The 13,751-nt window shown below is 70.6% G+C and carries 13 protein-coding genes and 1 tRNA gene; 12 read left to right on the forward strand and 2 right to left on the reverse strand.

Features of this window, described 5'->3' with window-relative positions:
* The first annotated feature begins 27 nt into the window (after positions 1 to 27).
* From DCE93_RS03710 to DCE93_RS03750, 9 genes are all read left to right on the forward strand, one after another.
* Positions 28 to 723 (forward strand): nucleoside triphosphate pyrophosphohydrolase, encoded by a 696-nt coding sequence (locus DCE93_RS03710; RefSeq protein WP_108594696.1) that lies wholly within the window; start codon positions 28 to 30, stop codon positions 721 to 723.
* 44 nt (positions 724 to 767) lie between these two features.
* Positions 768 to 2,033: a histidine--tRNA ligase gene (hisS, locus tag DCE93_RS03715; RefSeq protein ID WP_108596570.1), complete on the forward strand. Its 1,266-nt coding sequence runs from the start codon at positions 768 to 770 to the stop codon at positions 2,031 to 2,033.
* A 258-nt stretch (positions 2,034 to 2,291) separates the two neighbouring features.
* On the forward strand, positions 2,292 to 3,212 hold the full coding sequence (locus DCE93_RS03720) for an endonuclease domain-containing protein (protein WP_146184931.1): 921 nt from the start codon (positions 2,292 to 2,294) through the stop codon (positions 3,210 to 3,212).
* A 261-nt stretch (positions 3,213 to 3,473) separates the two neighbouring features.
* A complete protein-coding gene (gene eno / locus DCE93_RS03725) occupies positions 3,474 to 4,754 on the forward strand; it encodes a phosphopyruvate hydratase (protein ID WP_108594698.1) in 1,281 nt (426 codons plus the stop codon).
* Between the two features lie 77 nt (positions 4,755 to 4,831).
* Entirely contained in the window at positions 4,832 to 5,554 is a 723-nt protein-coding gene (locus tag DCE93_RS14745) for an FtsB family cell division protein (protein WP_244284231.1), read from the forward strand.
* A complete protein-coding gene (locus DCE93_RS03735) occupies positions 5,554 to 6,090 on the forward strand; it encodes a DUF501 domain-containing protein (RefSeq protein WP_108594699.1) in 537 nt (178 codons plus the stop codon). The genes DCE93_RS14745 and DCE93_RS03735 overlap by 1 nt, the downstream gene beginning before the upstream one ends.
* The gene (locus DCE93_RS03740; RefSeq protein WP_338027601.1) at positions 6,087 to 7,418 is read left to right on the forward strand and encodes a S8 family serine peptidase; all 1,332 of its coding nucleotides are present in this window, start codon (positions 6,087 to 6,089) and stop codon (positions 7,416 to 7,418) included. Before DCE93_RS03735 ends, DCE93_RS03740 begins: the two co-directional genes overlap by 4 nt.
* A gap of 46 nt (positions 7,419 to 7,464) precedes the next feature.
* The gene (locus DCE93_RS03745) at positions 7,465 to 8,862 is read left to right on the forward strand and encodes an NAD(P)/FAD-dependent oxidoreductase (protein WP_108594700.1); all 1,398 of its coding nucleotides are present in this window, start codon (positions 7,465 to 7,467) and stop codon (positions 8,860 to 8,862) included.
* A gap of 53 nt (positions 8,863 to 8,915) precedes the next feature.
* Positions 8,916 to 8,989 (forward strand) — tRNA-Leu (locus tag DCE93_RS03750).
* Positions 8,990 to 9,047: 58 nt separating this feature from the next.
* Here DCE93_RS03750 and DCE93_RS03755 read toward each other — a convergent pair.
* Complete coding sequence (locus DCE93_RS03755; protein WP_108594701.1) at positions 9,048 to 9,488, reverse strand: iron chaperone; 441 nt, start codon at positions 9,486 to 9,488, stop codon at positions 9,048 to 9,050.
* A gap of 116 nt (positions 9,489 to 9,604) precedes the next feature.
* The gene (locus tag DCE93_RS03760; protein WP_108594702.1) at positions 9,605 to 10,531 is read right to left on the reverse strand and encodes a Ppx/GppA phosphatase family protein; all 927 of its coding nucleotides are present in this window, start codon (positions 10,529 to 10,531) and stop codon (positions 9,605 to 9,607) included.
* Positions 10,532 to 10,616: 85 nt separating this feature from the next.
* Here DCE93_RS03760 and DCE93_RS03765 point away from each other — a divergent pair, with 85 nt between their 5' ends.
* Genes DCE93_RS03765 through DCE93_RS03775 form a run of 3 tightly spaced genes read left to right on the forward strand, consistent with a single transcriptional unit; the run spans position 10,617 to position 13,749 of the window.
* Positions 10,617 to 11,213: a TetR/AcrR family transcriptional regulator gene (locus DCE93_RS03765; RefSeq protein WP_165906157.1), complete on the forward strand. Its 597-nt coding sequence runs from the start codon at positions 10,617 to 10,619 to the stop codon at positions 11,211 to 11,213.
* Positions 11,210 to 12,502 (forward strand): MFS transporter, encoded by a 1,293-nt coding sequence (locus DCE93_RS03770; protein ID WP_108594704.1) that lies wholly within the window; start codon positions 11,210 to 11,212, stop codon positions 12,500 to 12,502. Before DCE93_RS03765 ends, DCE93_RS03770 begins: the two co-directional genes overlap by 4 nt.
* Positions 12,502 to 13,749, forward strand: coding sequence for an alanine racemase (locus DCE93_RS03775; protein WP_108594705.1), 1,248 nt, complete (start codon positions 12,502 to 12,504; stop codon positions 13,747 to 13,749). Before DCE93_RS03770 ends, DCE93_RS03775 begins: the two co-directional genes overlap by 1 nt.
* The last annotated feature ends 2 nt before the right edge of the window (positions 13,750 to 13,751 follow it).

A 13,751-nucleotide genomic window follows, 5' to 3' on the forward strand; every position in this document is an offset into this window, starting at 1 on the left:
CGGCCGCGCCCGACGTAGGCTGGCCGCATGAGCGACGCCCGAGCCGACCGCGCATCCACCGACGCCGACGTCCGCGAGACGCACGACGGTCTCACCGAACTCATCGACACCGTGGCCCTGCTCCGTGCTCCGGGCGGCTGCCCGTGGGACGCCGAGCAGACGCATGAGAGCCTCGTGCAGTACCTCGTCGAGGAGAGCTGGGAGCTCATCGACGCGATCGAGTCGGGCAACCGCGAAGAGATGATCGAGGAGCTCGGCGACGTGCTCTACCAGGTGCTCTTCCACGCCGACATCGCGGCGCAGACGCCCCACGAGGCCTTCGACATCGACGATGTCGCGCGCCACATGACGGCGAAGATGGTGTCGCGGCATCCGCACGTCTTCGGCGATCGCGAGGCCGAGACCGCCGAAGACGTCGTGGCTTTCTGGGACGACCTCAAGGCCGACGAGAAGCCGCACCGCACGAGCGTGCTCGACGGTATCCCGCGCGGCATGCCCGCCCTCGCGCTCGCGCAGAAGGTGCTCGGCAAGGCCGAGAAGGTGGGCGTGACGGATGCCTCGGCGCAGGCGGCGCCCGCCACGGAGGACGAGCTCGGCCGGGTGCTGCTCGGGCTCGTGGCATCCGCTCGCTCGCAGGGGCTCGACGCCGAGCGCGCCCTGCGCGGCGCCGTGCGGAGCCTGGAAGACGAGGTGCGCACGGCCGAGCAGGCCCGCGCGGAGTAACCGGCGCACCGAGGGCGATGCCGCGTGCTGGAAGAATGGTCGGCATGGCCGCATCCGTCACCCCTCCGCGCGGTATGCGCGACTTCCTCCCCGCCGAGAAAGCCCGTCGCGAGCACGCCCTCGGCGTGATCCGCGGCGTGTACGCAGCGCACGGCTTCGACGAGATCGAGACGCCGGTCATGGAGGACTCCTCGCGGCTGCACGCCGGACTCGGCGGCGACAACGAGAAGCTCGCCTTCGCCGTCATGAAGCGCGGACTCGGCCCCCACGACCTGGCGCGCGCCGCGGCATCCGGCGATGCCCTCTCGCTCGCCGACCTCGGCCTGCGTTACGACCTCACGGTGCCGCTCGCCCGCTTCTACGCGACGCACCGGGCCGCCCTGCCGCCCGTGTTCCGTTCGATCCAGATCGCGCCGGTGTGGCGTGCCGAACGCCCGCAGAAGGGGCGGTACCGCCAGTTCGTGCAGTGCGACATCGACATCATCGGCGAGGCGGGGCAGCTCGCCGAGCTCGAGCTGCTCACCGCGACCGTCGCGACGCTCGACGCGCTCGGCCTCTCGGGGTGCACGATCCGGCTCAACGACCGGCGCATCCTCGCCGGCATCCTCGGCTCGTGGGGCGTGCCCGACGAACTCCGCGAACGCGCGCTCATCACGATCGACAAGCTCGACAAGATCGGCACCGGGGGAGTGGCGGCCGAACTCGCCGAGCTCGGCATCGTCACGGGCGATGCGGATGTCGCGGCCGAGCTCGAGGCGCTCACCGCAGCCGATTGGCACCTGGCCGACGGTGTCGTCGCGCCGCCCTCGTGGCTCGACGGCGAGGCGTACGCCGAGCTGCTCGCGCTGCGCGCGGCCCTGCCCGACGCCGCCATCGAATTCGACCCGACCCTCGTGCGCGGCATGGGCTACTACACCGGCACGATCTTCGAGATCGCCCACCCCGACTACGGCTACTCGCTCGGCGGCGGCGGCCGCTACGACCACATGATCGGGCGGTTCCTCGGCCAGGAGGTGCCGGCGTGCGGCTTCTCGATCGGGTTCGAGCGCATCGTCGACCTGCTCGCCGTGCGCGACGAGGAGCGCCCGCGCGCGGTCGTGCTCGTGTACGACGCGGATGTGGCGGCCGGTCGCCTGCTCGAGCTGAAGCGCGAGCTCGTGGCATCCGGTTCGCGGGTTCGGCTCGAGCGGCGGGTCAAGAACCTGCGCGCCCTGCTCGACCGGGTGACCGCCGACGGTTTCGACGCGTTCGCGCCGGTCGGCGCCGAGACCACGGATGCCGCGTCGCTCGAGTTCCGCGACCTCGGCTGACCGCGGCGCGCGCTCCGCGCCGCCCGCGTCTCGCCCGCGTCTCGCCCGCGCCGCCCGCGCCTCGCCCGCGCCTCGCCCGCGCCGAGCCCGTATGCGTTCCTCCCAAAAGGGAGTCGATCCGTCGATCTTCGCCCTTTGCGAAGGATCGTGGGGCGAAGATCGACGGATCAACGCGGCGCGTACGCGACTGAGTGGTGAGATCTCCGGGGGTGTGGAGAACGCGCGGCCTGAAACGCCGCGATCGCGCATCATGTGACGATGCCACGCCGCGTTCCGTTGCCCCAGCACGTGCACGGATCGGCCTTCCGCTCGAGCGATACGGAGTATCACGGGCTCGGTCCGAAACGATTGCGCTCGGCCGATGTCGATCACCCGTTCACCGGCGTGAGCGCCGTTCGCCTCGACCTCGAGTCGGTGGTCGACCTCTGCCGTGCTTACGAGCCGCTGCTCCGGCGAGGCGAGGCGTTCTCCCACTCGACGGCGGCTCGATTGCACGGACTCCCGTTGCCCCCGGGTGTCCCGTTGCGACCGCTCCACGTGCTCGCCCCGCACGGGGTCGCGCGGGCCCGAACCGTGGGAACGACGGGCCACGAGGCATCCCGAGCCTTCGAGACGGACCTTCTCTTCGGGGTACCGGTCGTCTCCGCGGTGATCGCGTGGTGCCAGCTCGGATCGATGCTCGCGGTCGACGAGCTCGTCGCGATCGGTGATGCACTCGTCACGGGTCGGCGGAACGGACGTCACCGCGAGCCGCCTCGCGCGACCTTCGAGGATCTCGAGGCGGCGCGGCGCCGGTGGGGCCGGCGGCGCGGGGCCCGCTCCCTCGCGGAAGCGCTGCCTCGCGTGCGGCAGGGCGCCGAGTCGCGGCCCGAGACCCTCACCCGGCTGCTGCTCGTCGATTCCGGCCTGCCGGAACCCGCCATCGCGCTGCCGATCACAGTGGAGGACGGGAGCGAGGTGCTGCACCCCGATCTCGCGTACCCCGATTGGCGGATCGTCATCGAGTACGAGGGCGGGCGGCATCGCGATCCGGTGCGGTGGAAGCGGGACATCACGCGGCGCGAGAAGTTCGAGGCGGCAGGATGGCGCGTCGTCCGGGTCACCTCGGACGACTTGTTCCGCGAACCCGACGCGTTCGTCGCCCGGTTGCGTCGTGTCATCCGTTCGCGATCGGTGTGAAGGCCGGGCACGGTCACGCACGCACGCCCGCACACACGCCCGCCCACGCCCGAACGCTGCGTCCCGCGCGCCCGCTCGACCATCCGCGAACCGTCGATCTTCGCCCTTCCCGGGCAATGCAAGGGCGAAGATCGACGGTTCGCGGGGAGAGGGCTCGAACTCCGTAACGGCGTGAGCGCCAGTCGTGAGCATTACTAGACTGACTGCGGATCACGACGGAGTCGTCCGCTGCTCACCCAACCCATCACAGAGGAGTTCACTGTGGCAATCATCGAAGCTGTAGGCGCACGCGAGATTCTCGACTCGCGCGGCAACCCGACCGTCGAGGTCGAGGTGCTGCTCGACGACGGCTCGCTCGCCCGCGCCGCGGTGCCCTCGGGTGCATCGACCGGTGCCTTCGAAGCGTACGAGCTGCGCGACGGCGACAAGGACCGCTACCTCGGCAAGGGCGTGCAGAAGGCCGTCGACGCCGTGCTCGACGACCTCGGCCCCGCCATCGAAGACCTCGACGCCGCCGACCAGCGCCTCGTCGACGCCGCCCTCATCGAGGCCGACGGCACCGACAACAAGAGCCGCCTCGGCGCCAACGCCATCCTCGGCGTGAGCCTCGCCGTCGCGAAGGCCGCCGCCGACTCGGCCGACCTGCCGCTCTTCCGCTACCTCGGCGGCCCGAACGCCCACGTGCTCCCCGTGCCGATGATGAACATCATCAACGGCGGCGCACACGCCGACACGGGCGTCGACATCCAGGAGTTCATGGTGCTGCCGATCGGCGCGCCGAGCTACTCCGAGGGCCTTCGCTGGGGCGTCGAGACCTACCACGCGCTGAAGAGCCTGCTGAAGGCCAAGGGCCTGTCGACCGGCCTCGGCGACGAGGGCGGCTTCGCGCCCGACTTCGCGTCGAACCGCGACGCGCTCGACTTCATCTCCGAGGCCGTGCAGAAGGCCGGCTTCACGCTCGGCACCGACATCGCACTCGGGCTGGATGTCGCGGCGAGCGAGTTCCACGAGAACGGCGTCTACCGCTTCGAGGGCAAAGACCGCACCTCGGCCGAGATGAGCGCGTACTACGCCGAGCTCGCCGCTGCGTACCCCCTCGTCTCCATCGAAGACCCGCTCGACGAGTCCGACTGGGACGGCTGGGCGCAGCTCACCGCCGAGCTCGGCACGAAGCTCCAGCTCGTCGGCGACGACCTCTTCGTCACCAACCCGAAGCGACTCGCCGAGGGCATCGCCAAGCACACCGGTAACTCGATCCTCGTCAAGGTGAACCAGATCGGCACCCTGACCGAGACGCTCGACGCCGTGAAGCTCGCGCAGCGCTCGGGCTACACCGCCGTCATGTCGCACCGCTCGGGCGAGACCGAAGACACGACGATCGCCGACCTCGCCGTCGCGACCGACTGCGGTCAGATCAAGACGGGCGCGCCCGCCCGGAGCGAGCGAGTCGCCAAGTACAATCAGCTTCTGAGGATCGAAGAGGAGCTCGGTGAGGCCGCGGTGTACGCCGGCCGCACGGCGTTCCCCCGCTACACGGCCTAGACAGTTCGGGTGTGACGGGGGCGGCCGAGTGGCCGCCCCCGTCATCGCATTTCCGGGTTCGAGGGTGAGGAGGGGCGATGGAAGACACAGGTCGCTCCCGACGCGCCCCACGGCGCCCGACGGTTCCGAGCCCCAAGCCGAAGCCGGCCTCGGCGGCGGCGCCGCGCAGCACCGGCAAGAGCACCGGCAAGGGCGCCGCGAAGAGCACGGGCGGCGGCACGGGCGCGGGCCCTGGCAGGAAGACCAGCGCGGGCGAGGCCGCCCCGTCCGCCGCCTCGGCCCAGACAACCGGTTCCGTGCGAGCGGGATGGCTCAGTGGCATCCGTTTCTCAGGTTTCTCCATCATCATGATGGGAGTGCTCGTGCTCGCCGTCGTCGTGCTGGCGCCGACGATCGCGGCGTTCGCGCAGCAGCGGCAGCAGATCGCGGAACTCCGCGCCGCCGTCTCCGCGCAGGAGGAGGAAGTGCAGCGATTGCGCGACGAACGCGAGCGCTGGAACGATGACACGTTCATCGTGACGCAGGCGCGCGAGCGCCTCTACTACGTGATGCCGGGCGAGGTGAGTTACCTCGTCATCGACGACCGAACTGCAGCGGCGAAGGCGGATGCCGCGGCCGAGGTCTCTGCCGATGTGACCGAATCGAAGGGCGACTGGATGGGCACGCTGCTCGACTCCGTGCTGACCGCCGGGTTGGCGCCCGAGGCCGTGCCGCCCGTGACCGATCCCGCGACGCCGACCGATCCGGCGACGCCGCCCGCCCCTGCCGACCCCGCGGCCCCCGCCGCCGAGGAGAACTGATGAGCCGCCCGCCCTTCGACCCGGTGATCGAGCGCGACGTGCGCATCGTCTCCGCGCAGCTCGGCCGCCCCGCCCGGAACGTCGTGGGCATCGCGGCGCGCTGCGTGTGCGGAGCGCCGACGGTCGTGGCGACGGCTCCGCGCCTCGACGACGGCACGCCGTTCCCCACCTTCTACTACCTCTCGCACCCCGTCGCGACGGCGGCGATGTCGTTCCTCGAGGCCGCGCAGCTGATGGTCGAGTGCAGTGAGCTCCTCGAGAGCGACCCGGCGGTCGCCGAGGCCTACGGGCGCGCCCACCGCGACTACCTCGCCGATCGCGAATCCATCGCGGTCGTCTCCGAGCTCGCCGGCATCTCCGCGGGCGGAATGCCGACGCGCGTCAAGTGCCTGCACGCGCTCGCCGCGCACGCCCTCGCCGCGGGCCCCGGGGCCAACCCGATGGGTGACATCGCGCTCGAGCGCTCGAGCTGGTCGCCCGCGGTGTGCCGCTGCCCCGACTACGGCGTCGACGCAGCCGGAGGATCGACGGCGTGAACCTCGCGCTCCGCACGCGACGCACCGAGCGCTCGACGCGTTCGGGTCGTTCCGGCCGCGCCCGCCGGCCGTTCGCGTTGCTCGCGCGGGCCACGGCGACGGTGGCGGCGGCGACGCTGCTCGCGCTCGCCGGTGCGGCACCCGCGCACGCCGATCTCGTGCGCGACTACGAGTACTGGCTCGGCGACTACGGCTTCACGACCGCGTGGAGCACCTCTCGCGGCAAGGGCGTCACGGTGGCGATCATCGACACCGGCGTCAACGGCAACGTCACCGAGCTTCGAGGTGCGGTCGTCGGCGGCACGGATGTCTCTGGCCTCGGCACTCCCGACGGGCAGACCCCGGTCGGCGAGGACTCGACGCACGGCACCATGGTCGCCGGCCTCCTCGCCGGTCGCGGAACGGGCGAGGGCAACGGCATGATCGGCACGGCGCCCGAGGCATCCCTGCTCAGCATCTCGGTGGCCTTCGGGCAGGAGACGGGCGCTGTGAAGTCGAACGACGACCAGATCGCCGAGGCCGTGCGCTGGGCGGTCGACAACGGCGCCGACGTCATCAACATGTCGCTGACCCGGAACACCCCCGATTGGCCCGAGAGCTGGGACGACGCGTTCATGTACGCGTTCGAGCACGATGTCGTCGTCGTGGCCGCGGCCGGCAACCGCGGCAGCGGCACGAGCCAGGTGGGGGCGCCGGCGACGATCCCGGGCGTGCTGACGGTCGCGGGCGTCGACAAGGCGAAGAACGCGAGCCTCGACGCGAGCTCCCAGGGCATCACGATCGCCGTTGCGGCGCCGAGCGAAGACCTCGTCGGCCTGCTGCCCGACGGCGGTTACGTGCGCTGGAACGGCACGAGCGGGGCTGCGCCCATCGTGTCGGGACTCGTCGCGCTGATCCGCGCCGAGTACCCCGAGCTCGACGCGGCGAACGTCATCAACCGACTCATCGCGACGGCCGACCCCAACGGGCAGGCGGTGCCGAGCGCGCTCTACGGGTACGGCCTCATCGACCCCGTGACCGCCCTCAAGGCGAACGTGTCGAAGGTCGACGAGAACCCGCTCGACAGCCTCGCCGATTGGATCACCCTGCATCGGCGTGCCGAGGTCGAGGCGCCCGAGCAGAGCGCTGAAGAGCAGCCGATCGTGCCGATCGCCGATCCGCCGTTGCCCCGCTCCGACGGCGCCCAGACGCTGCTGCCCACCCCGTGGACGCTGGCCTACATCACCGTGCCGCTCTCACTGGTCGCAGGGTTTGGTACGCTAGCAGCGCTGTTGGGCATCGGCGCCACTCGGCATACCAGGCGGACTGTCCGCACTCGCGAGCAGTGATCGCAGCGTCAGCCCGAACGTACAAAAACTGAGGAGTCCATTCACCGTGCCCAAGATTCTCATCGTCGGCGGGGGCTATGCGGGGTTCTACACGGCGTGGAAGCTCGAGAAGTGGCTGCGTCCCGGCGAGGCTGAGGTGACGATCGTCGACCCGCTGCCCTACATGACGTACCAGCCGTTCCTCCCCGAGGTCGCGGCAGGCTCGATCGAACCGCGTCACTCCGTGGTCGCGCAGCGTCGGCACCTGAAGAAGACGAACGTGGTGACCGCCAAGGTCACCCGCATCGATCACGCGGCCAAGACCGCGACGATCACGCCCGAGCTGGGCGAGCCGTGGCAGTTCGACTACGACGTCGTCGTGGTCACCGGCGGCGCGGTCTCGCGCACCTTCCCGATCCCGGGCATCGCCGACAACGCGATCGGCCTGAAGTCGATCGAAGAGGCCGTCGCGATCCGCGACCGCGTGCTCACGAACTTCGACAAGGCGTCGAACCTGCCCCCCGGCCCCGAGCGCGAGCGACTGCTCACCTTCGTCGTCGTCGGCGGCGGCTTCGCCGGCATCGAGGTCTTCGCCGAGCTCCGCTCGTTCGCGAGCTCGCTGCTCGAGTACTACCCGCAGCTCACCTTCGACGAGACGCACTTCCACCTCATCGAGGCCATGGGGCGCATCATGCCCGAGGTGTCGCTGCCCACGAGCCACTGGGTCATCAAGCACCTCGCCCAGCGCGGCGCCGAGATCCACCTCGACACGCAGCTCACGAGCGCCGTCGACGGCGTCATCGAGCTGTCGACGGGCGAGAGCTTCGAGACCGACCTCATCGTCTGGACCGCCGGCGTCATGGCGAACCCCGCCATCGTGCGATCGAGCGACCTGCCCGTCGAGGAGCGCGGCCGTCTTAAGACGCGCGCCGATCTGCGTATCGGCGATGACGAAGATGTCGTGGCCGACGCCTGGGCCGCCGGCGACATCGCCGCCGTGCCCGACCTCACCGGTGGGGGCGTCGGCGGCTACTGCGTGCCGAACGCCCAGCACGCGGTGCGCCAGGGCAAGCTGCTCGCGAAGAACATCGTCGCCGTGCTCCGCGGAGAAGAGCCCAAGCAGTACTTCCACAAGAACATGGGCGCGGTCGCCGGTCTCGGCGTCGGCTCGGGTGTCTTCCAGTCGGGCAAGCTCGCGCTCACGGGCCTCATCGCCTGGTTCGCCCACCGCGGCTACCACGGCCTCGCCATCCCGAGCTGGGAGCGCAAGTTCCGCGTGTTCTGGGGCTGGTGGAACAACTTCTGGCTCGGTCGCGACATCGTCTCGCTCGCCGCGGTGCAGCAGCCGCGTGCCCAGTTCGAGCTGTTCGCCGCACGCCCGAAGCCGCCGGTCATCGAGGCCCCCGTGCCGGCCGCGACGAATGCGAGCAAGACGACCAAGAAAGAGGCCGTCGCCGCCAAGTAGCGACCGCCCCTGACTATGCTGTGACGCGGCGCCGCCCTTCCGGGCGGCGCCGCGCTCCCGTAGCCCAATCGGCAGAGGCAGGCGACTTAAAATCGCCTCAGTCTGGGTTCGAATCCCAGCGGGAGCACCCGCTCTCCCAGCGGGAGCACCAGCTCAATCATCGAGCGCCGCGGCGTCGAGCAGAGTCAGCCGACGGCCTTGCGAACGAGCTCGGTGATCTTCTGCTCCACCGCCGGCGTCCAGTTGCGGATCGCGTAGCCGACCGGCCACAGCTCGCCGTCGTCGAGATGTGCCTTGTCTTCGAAGCCGATGGTCGCGTAGCGGGTGCCGAACTTCTTGGCGGGCTGGATGAAGAGCACGATCTTGCCCTCGGCGTTCGCGAAGCCGGGCATGCCGTAGTAGGTCTTGGGAACGAGGTCGGGCGCGACCTCGGTGACGACCGCGTAGAGACCCTCGGCGAGCACCTTGTCTTCGGGCTCCAGCTGCGCGATGGCGTCTTGCACCGCCTTCTCGCCGGCCGCGCGGCTCTTGCCGGCCTTCTCCTGCTCGCGAACCTCCTTGGCGCGCTGCTTGACCGCCTCGCGCTCCTCTTTGCTCAGCCCTCCGGACGTGTCGCTCGTGGCCATGCGTGTGTCTCCTTCCGGGATTGTCGTCGGTGACGCTGCGCTGGGCGAAGCATCGATCACAGGCTATGCGGGTGCATCCGTCGCGCGCTTCTCCGATCCTGATCGATTCGGGCTGATCAGCTCAGCCGATCGAGCCGGCGGAGGATGAGGCCTTCGCGCAGCGCCCACGGCGACACCTCGAGCTCGTCGACGTCGAATGCGCGCATCGCCTCGGAGAGCACGACGGCTCCCGCGACGATCTGGAAGGTGCGGTCGACGGTGATGCCGGGCAGCGCCGGCCGCGCGTCGGCTGGGATGCGAGCGAGTCGCGGTGTCCAGTCGTCGAGCCCCTCACGGGTGAGGATGCTGCGGTCGGAGTCGCCGTAGCCGTCTTCGATGCTGCCGGCGAGCCGCGCGAGCGAGCGGATCGTCTTCGATGAACCGACGACGTGGTTCGGGGCGGGGAGGTCGCGGAAGGCCTCGACGGCCTTCCCGAGCACCGCCCGCGCGTGGGCGCGGAGTCGCGCGACCTGTTCGGGCGAGGGCGGGTCGTCGGGCAGGAACGAGATCGTCGAGCGCCCGGCGCCGAGCGGCAGCGACCGCGCGACATCCGGAACCTCGTCGATGCCCTGCGCGATCTCGAGCGAACCGCCGCCGATGTCGAAGAGCAGCAGTCGCCCGGCCGACCAGCCGTACCAGCGCCGCACGGCGAGGTAGGTGAGTCGGGACTCGTCGTCTCCGGAGAGCACCTGGAGTCGCACGCCCGTGTCGCGTTCGACGAGGTCGAGCACCGCCTCGCCGTTCGCGGCCTCGCGGATCGCCGAGGTCGCGAAGGCGAGCAACTCCTCGATACCGGCCTGTCGAGCAGCGGATGCCGCGTCGCCGACGGCGGTCAGGATCGCGGCGACGCCCTCGGCGCTGATCGAGCCGTCGGGCTCGAGGTAGCGCATGAGCCGCAGCACGGACTTGTGCGAGGCTGTGGGAATGGGGCGCGCGCCGGGATGGGCCTCGACCACCAGCAGGTGCACCGTGTTGGAACCGACATCGAGGACTCCGAGGCGCATGCTGCGAGCGTAACGGTTTTCGTGCATACTGATGCGACTGGGACGATCGTCCCACTTCGTCGTCGATGGTGTCGAGAGGAGCAGCGTGGCTCGCATCCCCGCCTCCGAACGGCGCGCCGCGCTCGTGCAGGCGGCCCTCCGCGTCGTGTCACGGCGAGGCATCGCGCAGGCCACGACTCGAGCGATCGTCGCAGAGGCCGGAATGTCGCTCGCGAGCTTCCACTACGCCTTCGACTCGCGTGACGAGCTCATCGACGAACTCATCACCACGGTCGTCGCCCGCGAGCAGGAGGCGGTGCTGCCCGAGCACCTCGAAGGGCACGATCTGCGCGAGATGCTCGAGGCCGGGCTGCTGCGCTACTTCGATCACCTCAGGGCCGACCCCGAGCACGAGCAGGCGATGCTCGAGCTCACCCAGTACGCCCTGCGCTCGCCCGAGCGGCACCCGCTCGCCCTCGCGCAGTACGCCCGTTACGCCGAACTCGGCGCCCGTTCGCTCGAGGCCGCAGCCGAACGCGCCGGTGTCGTGTGGCGCACCCCCGTCGAGCAGGTCGCCCGCGTGCTCATCGCGTTCACCGACGGGCTCACCCTCACCTGGCTCGTCGCGCGCGACGACGACGATGCACGGGCGGTCGCGCACGCGGCCGCCGACGCCCTTTCGAGAATGGCCGACCCCCGATGACGAGCCTCGACTCCGCGCAGCCCCCGCAGCCCGTGCCGCCATCGAAGCCGTCGTCGGCGCTCGGGGAGCCGGTCGCCCGAGTCTCGGCGGGCTGGATCGCCTCGTTCGCTACCGTCTGGCTCGGCGTCTGGATGGCGCAGCTCACCCCCGTGCAACTGCTGCTGCCCGCGCAGATCGACGCGCAGCTGCACCCCGAGAACTGGGTCGACAGCGTCGTCGCGTTCGGCGCGATCTCGGGCGTCGCAGCGATCGCGACGATCATCGCCTACCCGCTGACCGGTGCCCTCTCCGACCGCACGATGTCGCGGTTCGGCCGCCGTCGGCCGTGGATCGTGATCGGCGCGCTCGTCTTCGCGCTCTCGCTCGTCTCACTCGGCTTCCAGACCGAGATCTGGGCGATCGGCGCCGCGTGGGTCGCGTCATCCATCGGCTTCTGCATCATGACCGCCGCCCTCACCGCGACGATCTCCGATCAGGTGCCTGTCAACCAGCGCGGGTTCGTCTCCGGCTGGATGTCGGCGCCGCAGGCGGCCGGCATCATCGTCGGGCTCGTGCTCGTCACCGAACTCGTGACCGACGCGTCGCTCGGCTACATCCTGCTCGCGGCGATCCTGCTCGTGCTCGCCGTGCCGTTCCTCACCCGCGCCGACCAGCCGCTCGCGCCGACCGAGCGATCGCGCGTCACGGCGCGGGGCATCATCGCCGGGTTCTGGATCAGCCCTCGCAAGCATCCCGACTTCGGCTGGACCCTGCTCAGCCGGGTGCTCGTCTCGGTCGGCAATGCGCTCGGCACGAGCCTGCTTCTGTACTTCCTGATGTTCCAGCTCGACGACGAGCACGCCGAAGACGACCTCATCGTGCTGACCCTCATCTACATGGTGTTCGTGATCGCCGCTTCGCTGCTGCTCGGCAAGCTCTCCGACCGGCTCGGCCGGCGCAAGGTGTTCGTCTTCGTCGCCTCCGCCCTCCAGGGCATCGCGGCACTGCTCCTCGCCCTCTTCCCCGACCTGACCGTCGCGATGTTCGCGGCGGGGCTTCTCGGGCTCGGCTACGGATGCTTCCTCTCGGTGGACCAGGCCCTGGCGACACAGGTGCTGCCCGATGCGGCATCCCGCGGCAAAGACCTCGGCATCATGAACATCGCCTCGGCCGTGCCGCAGGCCGTCGCGCCGATGATCGGCGCCGCCGCGGTGGTCGTCTCAGGGTCCTTCATGCTCGTCTTCCTGCTCGGCGCGGCGTTCTCGTTCGCCGGGGCCTTCGCCGTCGCTCGCGTGAGGAGCGTGCGCTGATGGCCCTCGATCTGCGAAAGACCGGCACGCCGGCAGCGGATGCCGCGGAGTGGCTGCGCCCCGAACGGTACTGGCCGGCCCTGACCGCCGCGACGGCGCATCTCGACGCTCCCGTTGGGGCGCTCCACCTCGGGGCGCTGCGGCACAACGCCCTCGACATGCTGCGCCGTGCGAACGGCACGCCCATTCGCGTGGCGTCGAAGTCTCTGCGGGTGCGCGGGGTCGTCGAGGCGCTCCTCGCGATGCCCGGCTACCACGGGGTGCTCGCATACACGCTCGCCGAGGCGCTCTGGCTCGCCGACACGGTCGACGACATCGTCGTCGGGTATCCGACCGCCGAGCGGGCGGGCATCCGCCGGCTCGCGAGCGACCCCGACTTCGCGGCGCGGGTGACCCTCATGGTCGATTCGCCCGCGCAGCTCGACCTCGTCGACTCGGTGCTGCCGCCCGGCAAGCGCGAGTCAATCCGGGTGTGCCTCGAACTCGACGCCTCGTGGAACGCGCCGGTGCTCGGCCACCTCGGGGTGCGCCGCTCTCCTGTGCACACGCCCGAAGACGCCGCCGCGCTCGCCGCGTACATCGTGAACCGCCCCGGGTTCGACCTCGTCGGCATGATGGCGTACGAGGCGCAGATCGCGGGCGTGGTCAATCGGCCGGCGGGCCGGCCGGTCGACGGCGCGGTCAATCGCTGGATGCAGTCGCGATCGATCCCCGAACTGCACGAACGTCGCGCGCGAGCGGTCGCCGCCGTGCGCGGGCTCGTCGATCTCGAGTTCGTGAACGGCGGCGGCACGGGGTCGCTCGAATCCACGGCGGCGGATGCCTCGGTGACCGAGATCGCGGCCGGCTCAGGCATCTTCGGCGGGCACCTCTTCGACGGGTACAAGCACTTCACGCCGGCACCCGCTGCGGCGTTCGCGCTCGACGTGGTGCGCCGCCCGAGCCGGGATCACGCGACGATCCTCGGTGGCGGCTGGGTCGCCTCGGGACCGCCCGCCGGCGACCGGCTGCCGAAGATCGCCTGGCCCGAGGGGCTCGTGATGGAGCCGCGGGAGATGGCCGGCGAAGTGCAGACCCCGGTGCGCGGCGCCGCGGCCCGCGGGCTCGCGATCGGCGACCGGGTCTGGTTCCGGCACACGAAGTCGGGCGAACTCGCCGAGCACCTGAACGAGTTCGCCGTGGTCGATGCCGGCGAAGTGGTCGAGACGATTCCGAGCTATCGAGGAGAAGGGAAGGCCTTCCTGTGACG

It is taken from the genome of Agromyces badenianii (assembly GCF_003070885.1).
GTDB lineage: Bacteria > Actinomycetota > Actinomycetes > Actinomycetales > Microbacteriaceae > Agromyces > Agromyces badenianii.